Below are 18,005 nucleotides of genomic sequence, written 5' to 3'. Positions count from 1 at the left end.
GGCAGCCTGCTGCACTGGACCCGCACAATGATCGAGATCCGGCAGCGCCACCCCGTCTTCGGCGTCGGCTCCTACGTCGAACTGTCCGCCTCCAACCCCTCCGTCCTCGCCTTCACCCGCGAGATCAACGGCGGGGACGGCAACCAGTGGGGCGGCATGGACACCGTCCTCTGCGTGAACAACCTGTCCCGCTTCCCGCAGCCGGTGGAACTGGACCTGAGGCGCTTCCGGGGCTCCACGCCGATCGAGTGCATGGGCGGCGTCCAGTTCCCCGCCATCGGCGAACTGCCCTACCTGCTCACGCTCCCCGGGCACGGCTTCTACTGGTTCCTGCTTCCGCCACCGCCCGAGGACGACCCGGGTGAAGGAGTGATGTAGCCGTGCCGCCGCCCGACCCTTCCCTCGTTCGGCTCCTGTCCGACTGGCTGCCCCGGCAGCGGTGGTTCGGCGGCAAGGACGTCCCCATCGACGAGCTGTCCATCGGCACCGCCACCGAACTGCGCACCGGCGACCCCGCCCTGCACCACCTCGTCCTCGACGTCCGCCAGAACGGCGCCGTCGACCACTACCAGCTGCTCCTCGGCATCCGGCGCGCGCTGCCCGAGCGGCTGCGGCCCGTCGAGATCGGACGGGCGGAGGTCGAACCGGGGCTCACCGGGCACGTCTACGACGCCGTCCACGACCCGGACCTGACCGCGATCCTGCTCGACTTCATGGCGGACGAGACCGCGGTCGGGCCGCTGCAGTTCCGCCGCGCCCCCGGCACCGGCATCCGCACCGGCCTGGAGGGCCTGCCGGCCTCCGCCGAGCAGAGCAACACCTCGCTGATCTTCGACGACGCCTACATCTGCAAGCTGTTCCGGCGCCTGTCCCCCGGCGTCAACCCCGACCTGGAGGTCAACCTCGCGCTGTCCCGGCAGGGCTGCGAGCACATCCCGGCCGTGCACGGCTGGATCGAGCTGGTCCCCGGCACCGGGGACTCCGGCGAGCCGGTCACACTCGCGATGCTCTCGGAGTTCCTGCGCACCGGGACCGACGGCTGGCAGCTCGCGCTCACCAGCGTCCGCGACTGGTTCGCGCAGCCGACGCCGCCGGGACCGGCCGCCGAGATCACGGCCGGCGACGCCGGCGCCGCCGGCGGCGACTTCGCCGCCGAGGCCGAGCGGCTCGGCGCGGCCACCGCGCAGGTGCACCGCGACCTCGCCGCCGCGTTCGGCGTGACGCAGACGCCGCCCGAGGTGCTGCGCGACATCGTCTACGGGATGAACGAGCAGCTCGACCAGGTCACCGCCGCCGTCCCCGAGCTGCGCCCGCACGCGCACGCGATCCGCGAGGTGTTCGACCGGGTCGCCGCCGACGCGGCGTCGCTGCCGTTCCAGCGGATCCACGGCGACTACCACCTCGGCCAGGCCATGCGCACCGACGCCGGCTGGTTCCTGCTCGACTTCGAGGGCGAACCGGCCCGCGACCCCGCGGCGCGCCGCGCCCTCGGCCACCCGCTGCGCGACGTCGCCGGCATGCTGCGCTCCTTCGAGTACGCGGCGCGGTTCCTGCTCGCCCGGGACGGCGGCCTGCCCGCCGACACCGCCGGCACGCTGGAGCGGCGCGCGCAGACGTGGGCGGAGCGCAACCGGACGGCGTTCTGCGAGGGCTACGCGGCCGCCGGCGGGCCCGACCCCGCGGCGCACGCGGCGCTGGTGCGGGCCTTCGAGCTCGACAAGGCGGTCTACGAGGTCCGGTACGAGGCGCGCAACCGCCCCGCCTGGCTGCCCGTCCCGCTGCGCTCGCTGGCCCGGCCGGCCGGCTGACCCGCGCCCCCGCCGGGGTCACAGGTCGATCGAGTAGTCGAGGACGACGCGGTCGGCGGGCAGCACGATCTCCCGGCAGACCTCCATCACGCCGTCCCGCGCCAGCATCCGGCGGGTGATGCCGAGGACCGGCACCCCGCCGGTCATCCGGAGCGTCTCCGCCTCCTCGGGCGTCGGCATCCGGGACCGGACCGACTCCTCCACCCGGACCGGCGGATGCCCGAGGTAGGCGAGCTGCGCGAGCGTCCCGCCGGGCCACGGCTCGCGCGCCGGGTCGGAGACGGGCGTCTCGCCGACGAGGTCCCACGGCAGGTAGTTGACGGAGATCTGCTGCGGTTCGCCGCGCGCGTGGAAGACGAACCGGCGGCGCAGCAGCTCGGTGCCGGCGGGCAGCTCGAACAGCGCGCCCAGCTCGTCGTCCGCCCGCACCCGGGTGAACTCCTTGTCGAGCCGGTACTCCGCCCAGGTGATCCTCTGGTCGCGGGTGAAGGTGGTCTCGGGGACCGCGAGCGGCCGGGTCACCGCGCGGTACCGGTCCATCGCGACGCGGCGCGCCGGCGGGACGACCTTGACGAGGGTTCCGCCGCCGCGGCGGGTCTCGACGAGCCCCTCCCCGCGCAGCAGCGCGACCGCCTGCCGGACGACGATCTCCGAGACGCCGTGGGTCTCGCACAGCTCCGCGATCGTCGGCAGCCGGGACCCCTGCGGCAGGCTGCCGTCCCGGATGCCCTCCCGGAGCGTGTCGGCGATGCGCAGGTAGGCGGGGCGGTCCGGCACCGGCGTCACCTCCCAACTCGGTTACGCCGCGTTCGAACCGCGTCCGACCCGGCGTTCGATCCTGGTTCGTCCCTCCCGGCCATCCATACCTTCCACGCGCTATCCCCGAGGGCACGGTCCGCTTACGGACAGCTTGACACCTCTTAGACCAAGTAAGACTTTTGTATACAGAAGAACGGCCTCGGGGAAGGGACGACCTTGATGGGCGACTTCGAGGACTTGAAGGCGGCCATCGAGGGAGAGTTTCCGGGCTGGCAGGTGTGGCGCAGCGACGCGGGCCGCTGGTACGCGACCCGCAGCGGCGACCTCACCGACGCCGAACTCCAGGCGGGATGTGCGATGACGGTGGCGGCGGACGACTCCGCGGGGCTCCGGCTGCTGCTCGCCGAGCAGCCGCGCGGGGGACGCGAGGAGAGGTGAACGGACGCCATGGGGAACGGCGCGGCCCGGTCCGCGAGCGGGGGCGGACCGGGCCGGGGCGCTCCGGTACGGCAGGTACCTGTGTCGCTCAGGTGACACAGGAATGGATCCCTGGGCGGTGGGGTCGATGTCACCCCTGGGGCGAGGCCGCCGTTCCCCGGAGGGACGGCGCGCGGTAGACGTGGCCGCACGGGCGGCGCCCTTCGGTGCGACCCCTCGACGAAAACGTCGAACCGCCCGTGCGACCCACCGTCCTCCAGCCCCCACCCGCCACCATCCACCGCCATCCAACGGATCACCGCAGCTCGGAGGCCGGTGGCGATCTTGAACGTCAAGCTCGTGGAAACAGGTCGGCCCGGTATGTGAGAGCGCCTCGTCTCGGGGCACCTCTACAGAGGTAAAAGCTCAGTGACGGGAGGCCATGAGGTCATGGCACGGGTGACGCGCGCGGAGATCGACCGGCTCGTCGGCGGCGACCACCACGATCCGCACGGCGTCCTCGGGGCGCATCCGGGCAAGGACGGCGTGACGGTGCGGGCCCTGCGGCCCCTGGCGGAGAAGGTCGAGGTCGTCCTGCCGAACGGGGACAGGCACCCGCTCCGGCACTTCCACCAGGGCCTGTTCCGGAGCACGCTCCCGGCGGACGCGTCGTTCGCGGACGGCGACGAGCGGACGGCGCCGCTCGCCGTCCCCGACTACCGGCTCGCCGTCACCTACGGGGACGGCGTCGAGACGATCCAGGACGACCCCTACCGGCATCTGCCGACGCTCGGCGAACTCGACCTGCACCTGATCGGCGAGGGGCGGCACGAGGAGTTGTGGCGGGCGCTCGGCGCGCGGACCCGCTCCTACGCGTCCGCGTTCGGCACCGTCCACGGGACGGGCTTCGCCGTGTGGGCGCCGACGGCGCGCGGCGTGCGCGTGGTCGGCGACTTCAACCACTGGGACGGCCGCGCCCACCCGATGCGGTCGCTCGGCTCCACCGGCATCTGGGAGCTGTTCGTCCCGGGCGTGGGCGACGGCATGTGCTACAAGTACGAGATCCTCGGCGCGGACGGCGTGTGGCGCACCAAGGCCGATCCCATGGCGCAGTGGACGGAACGTCCCCCGGCGACGGCGTCGCGTGTGTTCACCTCGACCTACGAGTGGGGCGACGGCGAGTGGATGGACGGCCGCAAGGAGCACGACTGGCTGCACGAACCCATGAGCGCGTACGAGGTGCACCTCGGGTCGTGGCGCCCCGGGCTCGGCTACAGGGAACTGGCGGAGGAACTCACCGAGTACGTGCGCGACATGGGCTTCACGCACGTCGAGCTGCTGCCGGTGACCGAGCACCCCTATGGCCCGTCCTGGGGCTACCAGGTCACGTCCTACTACGCGCCGACGTCACGGTTCGGCGGCCCGGACGACTTCCGCTACCTCATCGACCGCCTCCACCAGGCGGGCATCGGCGTCATCATGGACTGGGTGCCGGCCCACTTCCCCAAGGACGAGTGGGCCCTGGCGCGCTTCGACGGCACCGCCCTGTACGAGCACGACGATCCGGCGCGCGGCGAGCACCCCGACTGGGGCACGCTGGTGTTCAACTTCGGGCGCGCCGAAGTCCGCAACTTCCTGGTGGCGAACGCGTCGTTCTGGCTGGAGGAGTTCCACATCGACGGCCTGCGCGTGGACGCCGTGGCCTCGATGCTGTACCTCGACTACTCGCGCAACGAGGGCGAGTGGTCGCCGAACATCTACGGCGGCCGGGAGAACCTGGAGGCCATCTCCTTTCTGCAGGAGATGAACGCGACGGTCTACAAGCGCAACCCCGGCATCATGACGATCGCGGAGGAGTCGACGGCGTGGCCGGGCGTGTCGCGCCCGACCCATCTCGGCGGGCTCGGCTTCGGGTTCAAGTGGAACATGGGCTGGATGCACGACACGCTCGAATACCTGCGCCACGAGCCCGTGTTCCGGCACTACCACCACAACGAGATCACGTTCTCGCTGGTGTACGCGTTCTCGGAGAACTACGTCCTGCCGCTGTCGCACGACGAGGTCGTCCACGGCAAGGGGTCGCTGCTGAGCAAGATGCCGGGCGACGCCTGGCAGCAGTTCGCGGGGCTGCGCGCCCTGCTCGCCTACATGTGGTCGCATCCCGGCAAGCAGCTGCTGTTCATGGGCCAGGAGTTCGGGCAGGGCGCCGAATGGGCGGAGGAGCGCCCGCTCGACTGGTGGCTGCTGGAGAACGCCGCCGAGGGCGCCAACCACCTCGGGCTGCAGAAGCTCGTCCGCGACCTGAACCGCACCTACCAGGCCGAGCCCGCCCTGTGGACGCGCGACAGCGACCACGAGGGGTTCCGCTGGATCGACGGCAACGACGCGGGCGGCAACACCCTCTCCTACCTGCGCTACGGGACGCCCCAGGGTGACGGCGAACCGCCGGTCGTGGCGTGCGTCGTCAACTTCGCCGGGAACCCGCACGAGGGCTACCGGCTGGGCCTCCCCCGCGCGGGCGGCTGGCGCGAGGCCGTCAACACCGACGCCTACGAGTACGGCGGCAGCGGCGTCGGCAACATGGGCCGCGTCGAGGCGGCCGGCGACCCGTGCCACGGGCTGCCCGCGTCCGCGGTGCTGCGCGTGCCGCCGCTGGGCGCGGTCTGGCTCGTCCCCGAGTAGGAGCGGCGGCTGACTAGGGTGGGCGCATGCAGCGCCTGCACATCGTCCCCGGCCAGTTCACGGTCGAGCATCTGCCGCACGCCACGTTCCCCGAGGACGACGAGTGGATCGCGCTGGTGCGCGCCCCGGAGGGCCTCACCATCGTCCGGGACGCCTCGCCCTACACCGAGGCGGAGCGCTGGGTCGGCTTCTACGGCGACGCGGGCCACGGCCTGGACGTGCCGGGGATGCTGGCCGCGCTCGTGGGGCCGCTCGCCGACGCCGGGATACCCGTCTTCGTCGCGTCGACCTACCACGCCGACCTCGTCCTCGTGCCCGAGCACCGGTCGGAGGACGCGACGGCGGCGCTGCGCGGCGCGGGCCACCGGGTGGAGGTCTAGCGGAGCCGGGCTAGAGGCGTTCGAGCAGCCAGCGCGGGCCGGTCACGGCCGCGCCGGCCTCCTCGCAGCGGGCGCGCAGCTCCCGGTCGGCCGTGACCACCAGGTGCGCGGTGTCGGGCCCGGCCCGCTGGACGAGGTCGACGATCTGGTCGTCGCCGCTGCCGGGCGCCGCCACGACGCTGACCCCGTCGGACGGCTCGTCCGCGACCCGGCGCGCCGCGCCCTCCACGACCATGACGACCTCGGGGAAGCAGCGGTCGAACGGGACGACGCCGGCGGGCAGGCTCCGCACCCCGCCGTCCAGCGCCTTCAGGTCGTCGCGGAGCCGCGCGTTGGCGCCCGCGCGGTCCTTCCACCAGCCGTCGGCGCGGGCGCCGACGACGTTCGCCGCGTCCACGACGAGGACGAGCTGCTTCATCGCGTCCTGCAGGCGCGGCCACGACCGGGCGAACGGCTCGAACAGCTTGCGGTCGGTGACCTCTTCGAGCCGCACCCATTCGGCCCGGCGCGTCTCCCGCGACGCGGCGTCCACGGGGACGCGCTCGGGCAGCGACCCCATCACCGACGTGTACATCCAGCCGCCGTGGTCCTCGACGCGGGTGCCGTGCACGTTCACCACCGCGGTGTCGAGCGTGCACTCCTCGGAGGTCTCGCGGAGCGCGCCCGTAACGGCGTCCTCGTGGCTGTGCAGGGCGCCGCCGAACATGCCCCACGTCCCGCCGCCGATGCCCCACCACGCGCGCTGCTGGAGCAGGATCCACACCTGGCCGCCGGGGTCGCGGTGGTAGGCCAGCAGGCCCGCGGCACCGAACCGTCCCCAGTGCGTGTGGCCCTGCCCGCAGCCCGCCCAGCCGTCGCCGTCGCCCATGCCTCCGACCATAGCGCCGGACGCCCGTGACGAACGGCACAGTGCCCGCCGCCGGCGCACCGAATACCATTCGAAGATCACCGTGACCAGGGAGAGTGAGTTGAGCGTCGACGCGAGCGCGGAGGCCCTGCAGGAGGCCGCCGACCTGTGGAACACGCTGTCCGGCGCCGGCTTCATCCAGGCGATGGCGGACCGGAGGGTTCCGGAGATCTCCGACATCAGCGAGTACATCGGGCAGGCCGTCAGGTCCGCCGAGCCGGGCCGGGTGGAGATCGCCTGGACGCCCGAGGACAAGCTCTGCAACCCCGGCGGCACCGTCCACGGCGGCTACATCGCGATGATCCTCGACAACGCGGTCTGCCTCGCGGCGAGCAGCACGTGCGAGCACTTCATGCCGATGCTCACGCTCAACCTGAACGTCGACTACCTGCGCGGCGTCCAGTCCGGCCGGACCTACACGGTGACCGGGACGTGCCTGCACCCCGGCGGCACCCGGATGGTCTCCAACGCGCTGATCACCGACACGGCCGGGCGTCCGGTCGCGCAGGCGTCCGCGAGCGTGATCCCGAACAAGGCGTTCGCCCGCTAGCCTCCTCCTCCTCCTTTCGTCGGAGAATGGCTGGACTCAGGGCGCAAGGAGGTCCGGGGACGAGCACATAGGCTGGTGCCATGGTGGATCCCGGCACAGTCGTCAACATGATCAAACAGGCCCGCGACCGGCGGACCGCCCCGCTGATCCTCGAACTCGACCTCACCGAGGGCCTCGTGGAGACGCCGCCGTCCGACCCGGTCTCGGCGATCCTGTCCATGCGCCGGACGAACCTGCGGGACGTCCTGGACGGGCTGCGCCGCGCCCGCTCCGACAGCCGGGTGCGCGCCCTCGTCGTGAAGGTGTCCGGGGGCATCGGGCTAGCGCTCGTGCAGGAGCTGCGCGAGGCCGTCCAGGCGCTGCGGGACGCGGGCAAGCTCACCGTCGCGTGGGCCGAGACCTACGGCGAGGGCGGGCGCGGCACCGTGCCCTACTACCTGGCCACCGCGTTCGACAAGGTCTACCTGCAGCCCACCGGCGAGGTCGGGCTGACCGGCGTCGCCCTGGAGGAGCCGTTCTTCGCGGGCGCCCTGGAGAAGGCGGGCATCCAGCCGCGGTTCGCCAAGCGGTACGAGTACAAGACCATGGCGAACACGTTCATGGAGAAGACCTACACGCCCGAGCACGAGGAGTCCTCCAAGCGCCTCGTCACCTCGCTCGGCGAGCAGATCGCCGCCGGGATCGCCGCCGCCCGCGGCCTGACCGAGGACGAGGTCCGCGCGCTGGTCGACCGCGGCCCGTTCCTCGCCGACGAGGCCCTGCAGGAGAAGCTCGTCGACCGCCTCGCCTACCGCGACGAGGTCTACGCCGATCTGCGCGCGGAGTTCGGCGACGAGGCGCAGCTGCGCTTCGTCGCCCGCTACAACCGCGCGCACGGCCTCGCGAGCCGCCTCCCGCAGCCCGGCCGGCAGGACATGGTCGCGCTGATCAACGGGCACGGCCCGATCCGGCTCGGCCGCAGCGGCCGGGGCGGCCCGCTGCCGAACTCCGGGCCCGCGATGGGCTCCGACACGATCGGCGCCGCGTTCCGCGCCGCGGTGAAGGACGAGCGGGTCAAGGCCATCGTGTTCCGGGTGGACAGCCCCGGCGGCTCCGCCGTCGCCTCCGACGCGATCTGGCGCGAGGTCGTCCTCGCCCGCCGCGCCGGCAAGCCGGTCGTCGTCTCCATGGGCAACGTCGCCGCGTCCGGCGGCTACTACGTGTCGATGGCCGCGGACACGATCATCGCGCAGCCCGGCACGCTCACCGGCTCGATCGGCGTCGTCGTCGGCAAGGCCGTGGTGAGCGGCCTGCTCGACCGCGTCGGCATCGGCCTCGGCGCCGTCGCCGACGGCGACCACGCCCGCATGCTCAGCGCCACCAAGGACTTCAGCGACTCCGAGTGGGAGCGGGTCAACGCCTCCCTCGACCGGATCTACGACGACTTCACCGCGAAGGTCGCCGAGGGCCGTGGCCTGCCCCGCGAGCGCGTCCACGAACTGGCCCGGGGCCGCGTCTGGACGGGCGCGGACGCCAAGGCCAACGGCCTCGTCGACGAACTCGGCGGCGTCGACGCCGCGCTGGACCTGGCCCGCAAGAAGGCGGGCCTGGCGTCCGACGCGCCGATCCGCGTCTACCCGCACACCTCGCCGCTGGAGCGGCTGCGCCCGCCGGAGTCCAGCGAGGACCGCACCGCCGCGTCCGCCCGCTTCGACGGCTGGGGCTCCCTCGGCGGCCTCGCCGCCCGCCTCGGCCTGCCGTCCGCGGGCCCGCTGACCCTGCCCGGCACCTGGGAGATCCGCTGAACACCGACTTCGTCGAGGCCGTCGCGGGCTTCGCCACGGGCGTGGTGGTGCTGACCGTCCGCGACGGCCGCGACGACCTCGGCACGACGGTGACCTCGTTCATGTCGGTCTCGCTGGACCCGCCCATGGTGCTGGCGAGCGTGGCGGCGTCGTCCTACCTCTGCGAGGTCCTGAACCGCCGCCCGCGCTGGGCCGCGACGATCCTGTCCTCGTCCCAGCGCGCGCTGGCGGGCCGCTTCTCCGCCGAGGGCCGCCCGAGCGCCCGCATCCTCCTCGCCGCCGAACCCCACCACCGCGGCGAGCACTCGGACGCCCTGATCGCCGAGACCGGCGTCTCCGCCCTGGAGTGCGAGACACGCCAGGCCATCGAGGCCGGCGACCACACCCTCTTCGTGGCCGAGGCCCTCGCCACCGACTACATCGTCCGCGACCGCACCCCCCTGGTCAGGGTCAACCGCCGCTACCTCACCCCGCCCTAGCCCGGACGGCGGCGGCCGACCCGCCACGGCACCGTGCCTGGTGGCCTCATGCTGTCCGCAACCGGCCGCCGGGCACGTGATCACTCGCCGCCGGCTCGCTTACCGTCGAATGTATGAGCGGGCCGAAGCGGTTCATCGTGCGGACGCGTGCGCGAGGCGTGCTCTTCGCCGCCCTGGCCGTTGTTCTGGCTCTCGTCGCGGTCGGTTCCGGCTCGCTGTTGTACAAAGTTCACACGTCGGGGATCGAGACCTCCGCGGTGATCGTCGATGACCCCACGCTGTCGGAGAACGCGACCGTCGAGTTCAAAACCTTGGACGGCCGGACGATCCGTACCGAAATACCAAAGGCCGACCTGGGCAAGAGTTCTGGGAACACCGTGCGGGTCCGCTACCTGCGTGACGATCCGTCCGTGGCCACCGGCACGAGCCTCTTCGGCATAGTGATGAACTCCTTCATGACGGCCATCGCCGCAATGGGGTCGGTGAGCTCCGGCAAGGCGGCTCACCGCCGCCTCCGCCGGGGGCCACCCGGCTGACCCGGGCGGGTCAGGTGGTCTTCGGGAGGCGTTCCAGGAGGCCGCGCAGGTCGTCGGCGTGCTCCTCCTCCTGGGCGAGGATGCGCTCGAAGACGCGCTTGGTCGTCGGATCGCCGTCGCCGAGCCACTGGACGATCTCGGTGTAGGAGGCGATGGCGATCCGCTCCGCGACCAGGTCCTCCTTGATCATCTCGACGAGGTCGAGGCTGGCGTCGTACTCGGCGTGCGCGCGGGTGGTGAGCGTGTCGGGCGAGAAGTCCGGGTCGCCGCCGAGCTGGACGATCCGCTCCGCCAGCATGTCGGCGTGCTGCTGCTCCTCGGCCGCGTGCTCCAGGAACTCTCCGGCGACGGCTTCGGCGTGGATGCCGGTGGCCGTGTAGTAGTGCCGCTTGTAGCGCAGCGTGCAGACGATCTCGGTCGCGAGGGCCTCGTTGCACACCTGGATCACGCGGTCGACGTCCGCGCCGTACGCCTCGGTGATCGGTCCTTTGTCGATCTCCTGCCGGGCACGCTCACGCAGGGTCTTGATGTCCGTCAGGAATTCCGCCATAGGGGGCCTCCACAGTCGACTGATGCGGACCCTCTACCCGGCGGCCCGCCTTCCACACGGCGTGGGTCTGCGGAACGCCGGGGCGGTAGGCCAGGTGGATGTGGGACGGGGCGTCCAGGACGTGGACGTCCGCGCGGGCGCCGACGCCGAGGTGGCCCACGTCGGTGCGGCGGAGGGCGCGGGCGCCGCCGGCGGTGGCGGACCAGACGGCCTCGGCCGGGGTCATGCGCATGTCGCGGACGGCCACGGCGACGCAGAACGCCATGCTGGAGCTGTAGCAGGAGCCCGGGTTGCAGTCGGTGGCGAGCGCGACGGTCGCTCCGGCGTCCAGGAGGCGGCGGGCGTCGGGGTAGGGCTGGCGCGTGGAGAACTCGACGCCGGGCAGGAGGGTCGCGACCGTCTGGGACGCGGCCAGTGCGTCGATGTCGGCGTCGCTCAGGAAGGTGCAGTGGTCGGCTGAGGCGGCGTCCAGTTCGACGGCGAGTTGCACGGCAGGGCCTTGGGTGAGCTGGTTCGCGTGGAGGCGGGGGCTCAGGCCCGCCTTGATGCCCGCTTGGAGGATCTCGCGGGTCTGGTCCGCGTCGAACGCGCCCTCCTCGCAGAAGACGTCCACCCAGCGGGCGTGCGGGGCGCAGGCCGCGAGCATGTCGGTCGCGGCCAGGTGCGCGTAGGCGGAGGCGTCGTCCTTGTACTCGGTGGGGACGACGTGGGCGCCCAGGTACGTCACCTCGTCGGCGAGTTCGGCGGCGATGCGCACGGCGCGTTCCTCCTGCTCGACCGTGAGGCCGTAGCCGGATTTGCATTCGACCGTGGTGGTGCCCTGGCGGGCCATCTCGCCGATGAGGCGGCGCAGGTTCGCGCGCAGGTCGTCGTCGGACGCGGCGCGGGTGCGTTCGACGGTGGTCCTGATTCCGCCCGCGGCGTAGGGGCGGCCGCTCATCCGGGCCGCGAACTCCTCGGCGCGCTCGCCGGCGAAGACCAGGTGGGCGTGGGAGTCCACGAAGCCGGGGAGAACGGCCCGTCCGGCGGCGTCGAACGACTCGTCGGCGGCGGGCGCGGCGGATGCCGGGCCCGTCCAGGCGACCCTGCCGCCGTCCATCACCAGGGCGGCGCCGCGGACGATGCCGAGGCCGCCGCCGGTGGCGGGGTCGTTGGTGACGAGCTCCCCGATGTTCGTGATGACCGTGCTCAAGCAGGCTCCTCCCGGGTGGCGGCGGTGACGGCTTCGGCGAGGGCCGCCGGTACGTCGTCGATGAGCAGGTGGCGGCCGTCGTGGACGATCGGGCGCCCGGAGACCACGACGTGCCGGACGTCGGCGGCCGTCGCGGCGAAGACCGCGGCCTCGGCGGCGTAGCCGGGTGCGGCGCCGGCGGTGCGGACGGAGCCGAGGTCGACGGTGACCAGGTCCGCGTACGCGCCGGGTTCCAGGCGTCCCGCCTCGGGCCAGCCGAGCCCGTAGTGGCCGTTGGAGGTGGCGGCGGCGAGCAGTTCACCGGCCGTCCAGTGGCCGCGGGACCGGGTGCGGAGGCGCTCGTCCAGCTCGACGGCGCGGGCCTCCTCGAACAGGTCGATGACGGCGTGCTGGTCGGAGCCGAGGCAGATCGGGACGCCCGCGTCCGCGAGGGCCCGGGCGGGGCCGATGCCGTCGGCGAGGTCGCGTTCGGTGGTCGGGCACATGCACACGCCGGTCATGGTCGTGCCGAGGAGGCCGATGTCCTCCTCGGTGAGGTGGGTGGCGTGGACGGCGGTGGTGAGCGCGCCGAGCGCCCCCGCCTCGGCGAGCAGCCGCGCGGGTGTCATGCCGTAGGCGTCCTGGCACGCCTCGTTCTCGGCGGGCTGCTCCGACAGGTGGACGTGCAGCGGCGCCCGGTGCTCCTTCGCCCAGGCCGCGACGGCGCGGAGCTGCTCGCGCGGCACCGCCCGGACGGAGTGGATCGCGGCGCCGACGCGGGCGTGCAGCCGCCTCGCCTTGTCCGTCTGCTCGTAGAGGGTGTCGACGCGGCGCGCCCAGTTGCCGGCGGTGCCGTCGCCGAAGCGCAACTGCGGGCCCTTGAGGGGGCGGCCGATGCCGCCGGTGAGGTAGCAGGTGTCGAGGAGGGTGATCCGGATGCCGGCGTCGGCGGCCGCCGCGATCAGTGCCTCCCCCATCGCGTTGGGGTTGGCGTAGGGGGCGCCGCCCGGCCGGTGGTGCAGGTAGTGGAACTCGCCGACGCAGCTGATCCCGGCGAGGGCCATCTCGGCGAACACGGCGGTCGCGAGGGCGCGGTAGGAGTCGGGGTCCAGCCGGTCGGCGACCTTGTACATCTGCTCCCGCCACGTCCAGAACGTCCCGGAGTGGGCCTGGACGCGGGAGCGGAGCGCGCGGTGGAAGGCGTGGGAGTGGGCGTTGGCGAGGCCCGGGAGCGTGAGGCCGGGCAGCCGCTGGGCGTGGGGGGCGGACGGGACGCCGGCCTCGATGCTGGTGATCCGCTCGCCGTCGGCCTCGATGAGCACGTCGGCCGCCACGCCGTCACCGAGCCAGGCGAACTGGGCATGCCACTGCATATCCGGATCCTTACCCGCGCGCCAGGTCGTCCAGTACCGCGGTAAGGGCCTCCACGCCCGCCAGGCAGTCCGCCGGTTCGGCGAACTCGGCGGGGGCGTGCGAGATCCCGGTCGGGTTCCGGACGAACAGCATCGCGGCCGGCAGCCGGGCCGACAGGACGCCCGCGTCGTGCCCGGCGCCGGTCGGCAGGACGGGCGCGCCGCCGAGCGCCGCCCCGATCCGGTCGCGCAGCGCGAGGTTGAAGTCGACGATCTCGGTGTAGGACTCCTCGGCGAGGTCGACGCTGACCCGGTGCGGGCGCGCGGCGACGCGCGCGGCCTCGTCGACCTCCTTCACGGTGCGGCGGACGGCGTCGTCGGCCGGGCCCCGGGCGTCCAGCCAGGCGGTGACGGACGAGGCGATCGCGTTCACCCCGCCCGGCACGACGTTGACCTTCCCGACGGTCGCGACCGCGCCGTTGCGCTCGGCGGCCTCGCGGGCGGCGATGACCATGCGGGCGAACGGCAGCATGGGGTCGCGGCGGTCGGCGAGCGCGGTCGTCCCGGCGTGGTTGCCCTCGCCGGTGAAGCCGAACCGCCACCGGCCGTGCGGGACGATCGAACTAGCGACCCCGACCGGCACGTCCAGGGCCCTTCCCTGCTCGACGTGGAGTTCGATGTAGCAGGCGATACGTCCGAGGAGGTCGTCGTCCGGGCCGATCGCCTCCGGGTCGAGGCCGGCGTTGTGCATGACCTCGGCGAACGTGTGGCCGTCGCCGTCGGTCAGGGCGCGCGCCCGCGCCGGGTCGATCGCCCCGGTGAGCAGGCGCGACCCCAGGCAGGCCACACCGAACCTCGCGCCCTCCTCCTCGGCGAACGCCCCGATCCCGATCGGCCGGACGGGGCGGACGCCCCGCTCCCTGAGCCGGTCGACCGCCGCGAACGCCGACACGATGCCGAGCGGCCCGTCGAACGCTCCGCCGCCGGGGACGGAGTCGAGATGGCTGCCGGTCAGGACGGCGCCGCCCCGTGTCCCGTCCTCGGGGAGCCACCAGGCGAACATGTTGCCGTTGCCGTCGTGCTCCACCTCGAGGTCGCGGCGGCGCGCCTCGTCCAGGAACCAGGCGCGGCACTCCAGCTCCGGCGGCGTCCACGCGAACCGGTGGTAGCCGCCGGTCGCCTCGTCCCGCCCGACCGGCAGCAGCGCCGCCCACATCTCCTCGAAACCCACGCCATTCCTCCGTTCACTTGCGGCGTGTTGTTGTTATGCGGGCCCGCATAACAACAACACGCCGCAGCTCAACGCATCGGGATGCGGACGTTGCGCTCGTCGGCGACCTCGGCGGCGCGGTCGTAGCCGGCGTCTACGTGCCGCATGACGCCGGTGCCGGGGTCGTTGGTCAGGACGCGCTGGAGCTTCTCGCCGGCGAGGGGCGTTCCGTCCGCCACGCAGACCTGCCCCGCGTGGATGGACCGGCCGATCCCGACGCCGCCGCCGTGGTGGATGGACACCCACGTCGCGCCGGACGCGGTGTTGAGCATGGCGTTCAGCAGCGGCCAGTCGGCGATCGCGTCGGAGCCGTCCTTCATGCCCTCGGTCTCCCGGTACGGGCTGGCGACGGAGCCGCAGTCGAGGTGGTCGCGGCCGAGCACGATCGGCGCGCTGATCTCGCCGCGCGCCACCAGGTCGTTGAAGACGGCGCCGGCCTTGTCGCGCTCGCCGTAGCCGAGCCAGCAGATCCGGGACGGCAGGCCCTGGAAGTGCACCTTCTCCCCCGCCATCCGGATCCAGCGGGTCAGCGGCTCGTTGTCGGGGAACAGGTCGAGGATCGCCTTGTCGGTGCGGGCGATGTCCTTCGGATCGCCCGACAGCGCCGCCCACCGGAACGGCCCCTTGCCTTCGCAGAACAGCGGCCGGATGTAGGCGGGCACGAACCCGGGGAACTCGAACGCCCGCGCGTACCCGGCGAGCTGCGCCTCACCGCGGATGGAGTTGCCGTAGTCGAAGACCTCGGCGCCCGCGTCCTGGAACCCGACCATCGCCTCGACGTGCGCGGCCATGGAGGCGCGGGCCTTGGCGATGAAGCCGTCCCGGTCCTTGTCGCGCTCGGCGGCCATGTCCTCGAACGCGACGCCGCTCGGCAGGTACATCAGCGGGTCGTGCGCGCTGGTCTGGTCGGTGACGATGTCGATCGGCGCACCGCGCCGCAGCAGTTCGGGGACGATGTCGGCGGCGTTTCCGAGCACGGCGATCGACAGCGGGCGCCGCGCGGCCCTGGCCTCCTCGGCGAGGCGCAGCGCCTCGTCCAGCGAGTCGGCCGCGACGTCGCAGTACCGGTGCGCGACGCGCCGCTCGATCCGGGACGGGTCGCACTCGACGCAGATCGCGACGCCGCCGTTCATCGTGACGGCGAGGGGCTGCGCGCCGCCCATCCCGCCGAGCCCGGCGGTCAGCGTGACGGTCCCGGAGAGGGTGCCGCCGAACCGCTTCTCGGCGACGGCCGCGAACGTCTCGTAGGTGCCCTGGAGGATGCCCTGCGTCCCGATGTAGATCCACGACCCGGCGGTCATCTGGCCGAACATCGTCAGGCCGAGCGACTCCAGCCGGCGGAACTCCTCCCAGGTCGCCCACTGCGGGACGAGGTTGGAGTTCGCGATGAGCACGCGCGGCGCCCACTCGTGCGTCCGGAAGATCCCGACCGGCTTGCCGGACTGGACGAGCAGCGTCTCGTCCCCCTCCAGGTCCGACAGGGACCGGACGATGCCGTCGAAGGCGTCCCAGCTCCGGGCCGCCTTCCCGGAACCGCCGTAGACGACCAGTTCGTCGGGGTGCTCGGCGACCTCGGGGTCGAGGTTGTTCTGGATCATGCGGAGGGCGGCCTCCTGCGGCCAGCCCTTCGCGGTGAGCGCGGTGCCGCGCGGCGCGCGGACGGGTCGGGGACCGGACATCTCGGGGTGCTCCTTAGGAGAGGGGGCCGGTGACGGCTTCGGCGGCGGCGATGAGGGAGCCGTCCCGCACCAGCGCGGTGGCGGCGGCGATCTCGGGGGCGAGGTAGCGGTCCGGGCCCGGCGACGGGACGGCCTCGCGCAGCTTCGCGACGACGGCGCCGGTGGCCGGGCCGGGACGCAGCGGGGTGCGCAGGTCCAGCGCCCGCGCGGCGGTGAGGATCTCGATGGCGATCACCTGCGCGAGGCCGTCCACGGCCCTGCGCAGCTTGCGGGCCGCGTTCCAGCCCATCGAGACGTGGTCCTCCTGCATGGCCGAGCTGGGGATCGAGTCGGCGCTCGCCGGGGCGGCGAGGCGCTTCAGCTCCGACACGATCCCGGCCTGCGTGTACTGGGCGATCATGTGCCCGGAGTCGACGCCGGGGTCGTCGGCGAGGAAGGCGGGCAGCCCTCCGGACCGTCCCTTGTCGAGCATCCGGTCGGTGCGCCGCTCCGACATGGACGCGACGTCGGCGACCGGCACGGCGAGGAAGTCGAGCACGTACGCGATGGGCGCGCCGTGGAAGTTGCCGTTGGACTCGACGCGCCCGTCCGGCAGCACCACGGGGTTGTCGATGGCGGACGCCATCTCCCGTCCGGCGACCAGTTCGGCGTGCTCCAGCGTGTCGCGCGCCGCGCCGTTCACCTGGGGCGCGCAGCGCAGCGAGTAGGCGTCCTGGACGCGGGTGCAGTCGGGCCCGCGGTGCGATTCCATGATCTCGGACGCGGCGAGCAGCGCCCGCAGGTTCGCGGCGCTCGCGGCCTGCCCGGGGTGGGGCCTGAGCGCCTGCAGGTCGGCGGCGAAGACGCGGTCCGTCCCGAGGAGGGCCTCGACGGTCATGGCGGCGGCGACGTCGGCCGCCCGGAGCAGCCGCCGCAGGTCCTCCATGGCGAGGACGAGCATGCCGAGCATCCCGTCGGTCCCGTTGAGGAGGGCGAGCCCCTCCTTGGCCGCGAGCTTGACCGGCGCGATCCCGGCCGCGCCGAGCGCGTCGGCAGCCGGCTTCAGCCCACCGTCCGCGTCCCTGACCGACCCTTCGCCGATCAGCGCGAGCGCGACATGGGCGAGCGGCGCGAGGTCACCGGAGCACCCGAGGCTGCCGTACTCGAAGACCTGCGGAGTGATGCCGGCGTTGAGCAGGGCGGCGAGCGTCCGGGCCGTCGTGGGCTGGACCCCCGTCCGTCCGGTGGCGAGCGTCCGCAGCCTGAGCAGCATCAGCGCCCGGACGACCTCCCGCTCGACCTCGGGCCCCGACCCGGCGGCATGCGACCGCACGATGTTGAGCTGCAACTGGTCGCGCAACTCGGGGGCGATGTGCCGCGTGGCGAGCGCCCCGAACCCGGTCGACACCCCGTAGACAGGTGTGGGACGGGCCGACAGCTCCTCGATATGGGCCCGCGCCTCCCCGATCAGCTTCAGCGCCTCATCGGTCAGCACGACCCGCGCACCGTCCCGCGCGACGGCGACGACCTGCGCGAACGTCAGCGCCTCCGGCCCGACCTCAACCATAGGAACACCCATACCCACCATTGGACCCGGTCGCCGCGCGCCGGTCCCACCCCCGCACGCCGCCATCTGTCTCAGATACGAGACAATGGGCCCGTGCCCCAGGTCCCCGCCGCCCGCCGCGCCCTGGCTGTGCTC

17 protein-coding genes are annotated in these 18,005 nt (G+C 73.0%); 9 read left to right on the top strand and 8 right to left on the bottom strand.

Going from position 1 to position 18,005, the window contains the following annotated elements:
• Both E1284_RS27565 and E1284_RS27560 read left to right on the top strand, forming a co-directional pair.
• Positions 1 to 378: alpha-glucosidase C-terminal domain-containing protein (locus E1284_RS27565; RefSeq protein ID WP_207923982.1), on the top strand; the 378-nt coding region annotated here is incomplete at its 5' end.
• A 2-nt stretch (positions 379 to 380) separates the two neighbouring features.
• Positions 381 to 1,808, top strand: a complete 1,428-nt coding sequence (locus E1284_RS27560; RefSeq protein WP_131943057.1) for a maltokinase N-terminal cap-like domain-containing protein — start codon at positions 381 to 383, stop codon at positions 1,806 to 1,808.
• An 18-nt stretch (positions 1,809 to 1,826) separates the two neighbouring features.
• Here the strand turns inward: E1284_RS27560 and E1284_RS27555 are convergent, their stop codons facing one another.
• Positions 1,827 to 2,585 carry a GntR family transcriptional regulator gene (locus E1284_RS27555; protein WP_131943056.1) on the bottom strand — a complete coding sequence of 253 codons (759 nt, stop codon included), beginning with the start codon at positions 2,583 to 2,585 and terminating at the stop codon, positions 1,827 to 1,829.
• A 201-nt stretch (positions 2,586 to 2,786) separates the two neighbouring features.
• On the opposite strand from E1284_RS27555, the gene E1284_RS27550 reads away from it, so the two are divergent.
• The 3 genes from E1284_RS27550 to E1284_RS27540 all read left to right on the top strand — a co-directional run bounded on the left by E1284_RS27550 (position 2,787) and on the right by E1284_RS27540 (position 6,046).
• Positions 2,787 to 3,005, top strand: a complete 219-nt coding sequence (locus E1284_RS27550) for a hypothetical protein (protein ID WP_131943055.1) — start codon at positions 2,787 to 2,789, stop codon at positions 3,003 to 3,005.
• Between the two features lie 429 nt (positions 3,006 to 3,434).
• Positions 3,435 to 5,666: a 1,4-alpha-glucan branching protein GlgB gene (gene glgB / locus E1284_RS27545; RefSeq protein ID WP_131943054.1), complete on the top strand. Its 2,232-nt coding sequence runs from the start codon at positions 3,435 to 3,437 to the stop codon at positions 5,664 to 5,666.
• Between the two features lie 26 nt (positions 5,667 to 5,692).
• On the top strand, positions 5,693 to 6,046 hold the full coding sequence (locus tag E1284_RS27540; RefSeq protein WP_131943053.1) for an ACT domain-containing protein: 354 nt from the start codon (positions 5,693 to 5,695) through the stop codon (positions 6,044 to 6,046).
• Positions 6,047 to 6,056: 10 nt separating this feature from the next.
• Here the strand turns inward: E1284_RS27540 and E1284_RS27535 are convergent, their stop codons facing one another.
• Positions 6,057 to 6,914, bottom strand: a complete 858-nt coding sequence (locus tag E1284_RS27535) for an NUDIX domain-containing protein (protein WP_131943052.1) — start codon at positions 6,912 to 6,914, stop codon at positions 6,057 to 6,059.
• A gap of 100 nt (positions 6,915 to 7,014) precedes the next feature.
• On the opposite strand from E1284_RS27535, the gene E1284_RS27530 reads away from it, so the two are divergent.
• The 4 genes from E1284_RS27530 (at position 7,015) to E1284_RS27515 (ending at position 10,302) form a co-directional block, all read left to right on the top strand.
• Positions 7,015 to 7,503, top strand: a complete 489-nt coding sequence (locus E1284_RS27530) for a PaaI family thioesterase (protein WP_243714779.1) — start codon at positions 7,015 to 7,017, stop codon at positions 7,501 to 7,503.
• Positions 7,504 to 7,583: 80 nt separating this feature from the next.
• Positions 7,584 to 9,287, top strand: coding sequence for a signal peptide peptidase SppA (gene sppA / locus E1284_RS27525; RefSeq protein ID WP_131943050.1), 1,704 nt, complete (start codon positions 7,584 to 7,586; stop codon positions 9,285 to 9,287).
• Positions 9,272 to 9,766 carry a flavin reductase family protein gene (locus E1284_RS27520; RefSeq protein WP_131943059.1) on the top strand — a complete coding sequence of 165 codons (495 nt, stop codon included), beginning with the start codon at positions 9,272 to 9,274 and terminating at the stop codon, positions 9,764 to 9,766. The genes sppA and E1284_RS27520 overlap by 16 nt, the downstream gene beginning before the upstream one ends.
• 113 nt (positions 9,767 to 9,879) lie before the next feature.
• Positions 9,880 to 10,302 carry a hypothetical protein gene (locus E1284_RS27515; protein WP_131943049.1) on the top strand — a complete coding sequence of 141 codons (423 nt, stop codon included), beginning with the start codon at positions 9,880 to 9,882 and terminating at the stop codon, positions 10,300 to 10,302.
• A 10-nt stretch (positions 10,303 to 10,312) separates the two neighbouring features.
• On the opposite strand, the gene E1284_RS27510 is transcribed toward E1284_RS27515, so the two are convergent.
• The 6 genes from E1284_RS27510 to hutH all read right to left on the bottom strand — a co-directional run bounded on the left by E1284_RS27510 (position 10,313) and on the right by hutH (position 17,882).
• Complete coding sequence (locus E1284_RS27510; RefSeq protein WP_131943048.1) at positions 10,313 to 10,852, bottom strand: ferritin-like domain-containing protein; 540 nt, start codon at positions 10,850 to 10,852, stop codon at positions 10,313 to 10,315.
• On the bottom strand, positions 10,815 to 12,044 hold the full coding sequence (gene hutI / locus E1284_RS27505; protein ID WP_131943047.1) for an imidazolonepropionase: 1,230 nt from the start codon (positions 12,042 to 12,044) through the stop codon (positions 10,815 to 10,817). The genes E1284_RS27510 and hutI overlap by 38 nt, the downstream gene beginning before the upstream one ends.
• Positions 12,041 to 13,396: a formimidoylglutamate deiminase gene (locus tag E1284_RS27500; protein ID WP_131943046.1), complete on the bottom strand. Its 1,356-nt coding sequence runs from the start codon at positions 13,394 to 13,396 to the stop codon at positions 12,041 to 12,043. Before E1284_RS27500 ends, hutI begins: the two co-directional genes overlap by 4 nt.
• 10 nt (positions 13,397 to 13,406) lie before the next feature.
• Entirely contained in the window at positions 13,407 to 14,606 is a 1,200-nt protein-coding gene (locus E1284_RS27495; protein ID WP_243714777.1) for an allantoate amidohydrolase, read from the bottom strand.
• Positions 14,607 to 14,674: 68 nt separating this feature from the next.
• Positions 14,675 to 16,324: a urocanate hydratase gene (gene hutU / locus E1284_RS27490; protein WP_131943045.1), complete on the bottom strand. Its 1,650-nt coding sequence runs from the start codon at positions 16,322 to 16,324 to the stop codon at positions 14,675 to 14,677.
• Between the two features lie 13 nt (positions 16,325 to 16,337).
• Entirely contained in the window at positions 16,338 to 17,882 is a 1,545-nt protein-coding gene (hutH, locus tag E1284_RS27485) for a histidine ammonia-lyase (RefSeq protein ID WP_131943044.1), read from the bottom strand.
• Between the last annotated feature and the right edge of the window lie 123 nt (positions 17,883 to 18,005).

It is taken from the genome of Actinomadura bangladeshensis, from assembly GCF_004348335.1.
GTDB lineage: Bacteria > Actinomycetota > Actinomycetes > Streptosporangiales > Streptosporangiaceae > Spirillospora > Spirillospora bangladeshensis.
This window is presented reverse-complemented; position numbering and strand designations above follow the sequence as displayed.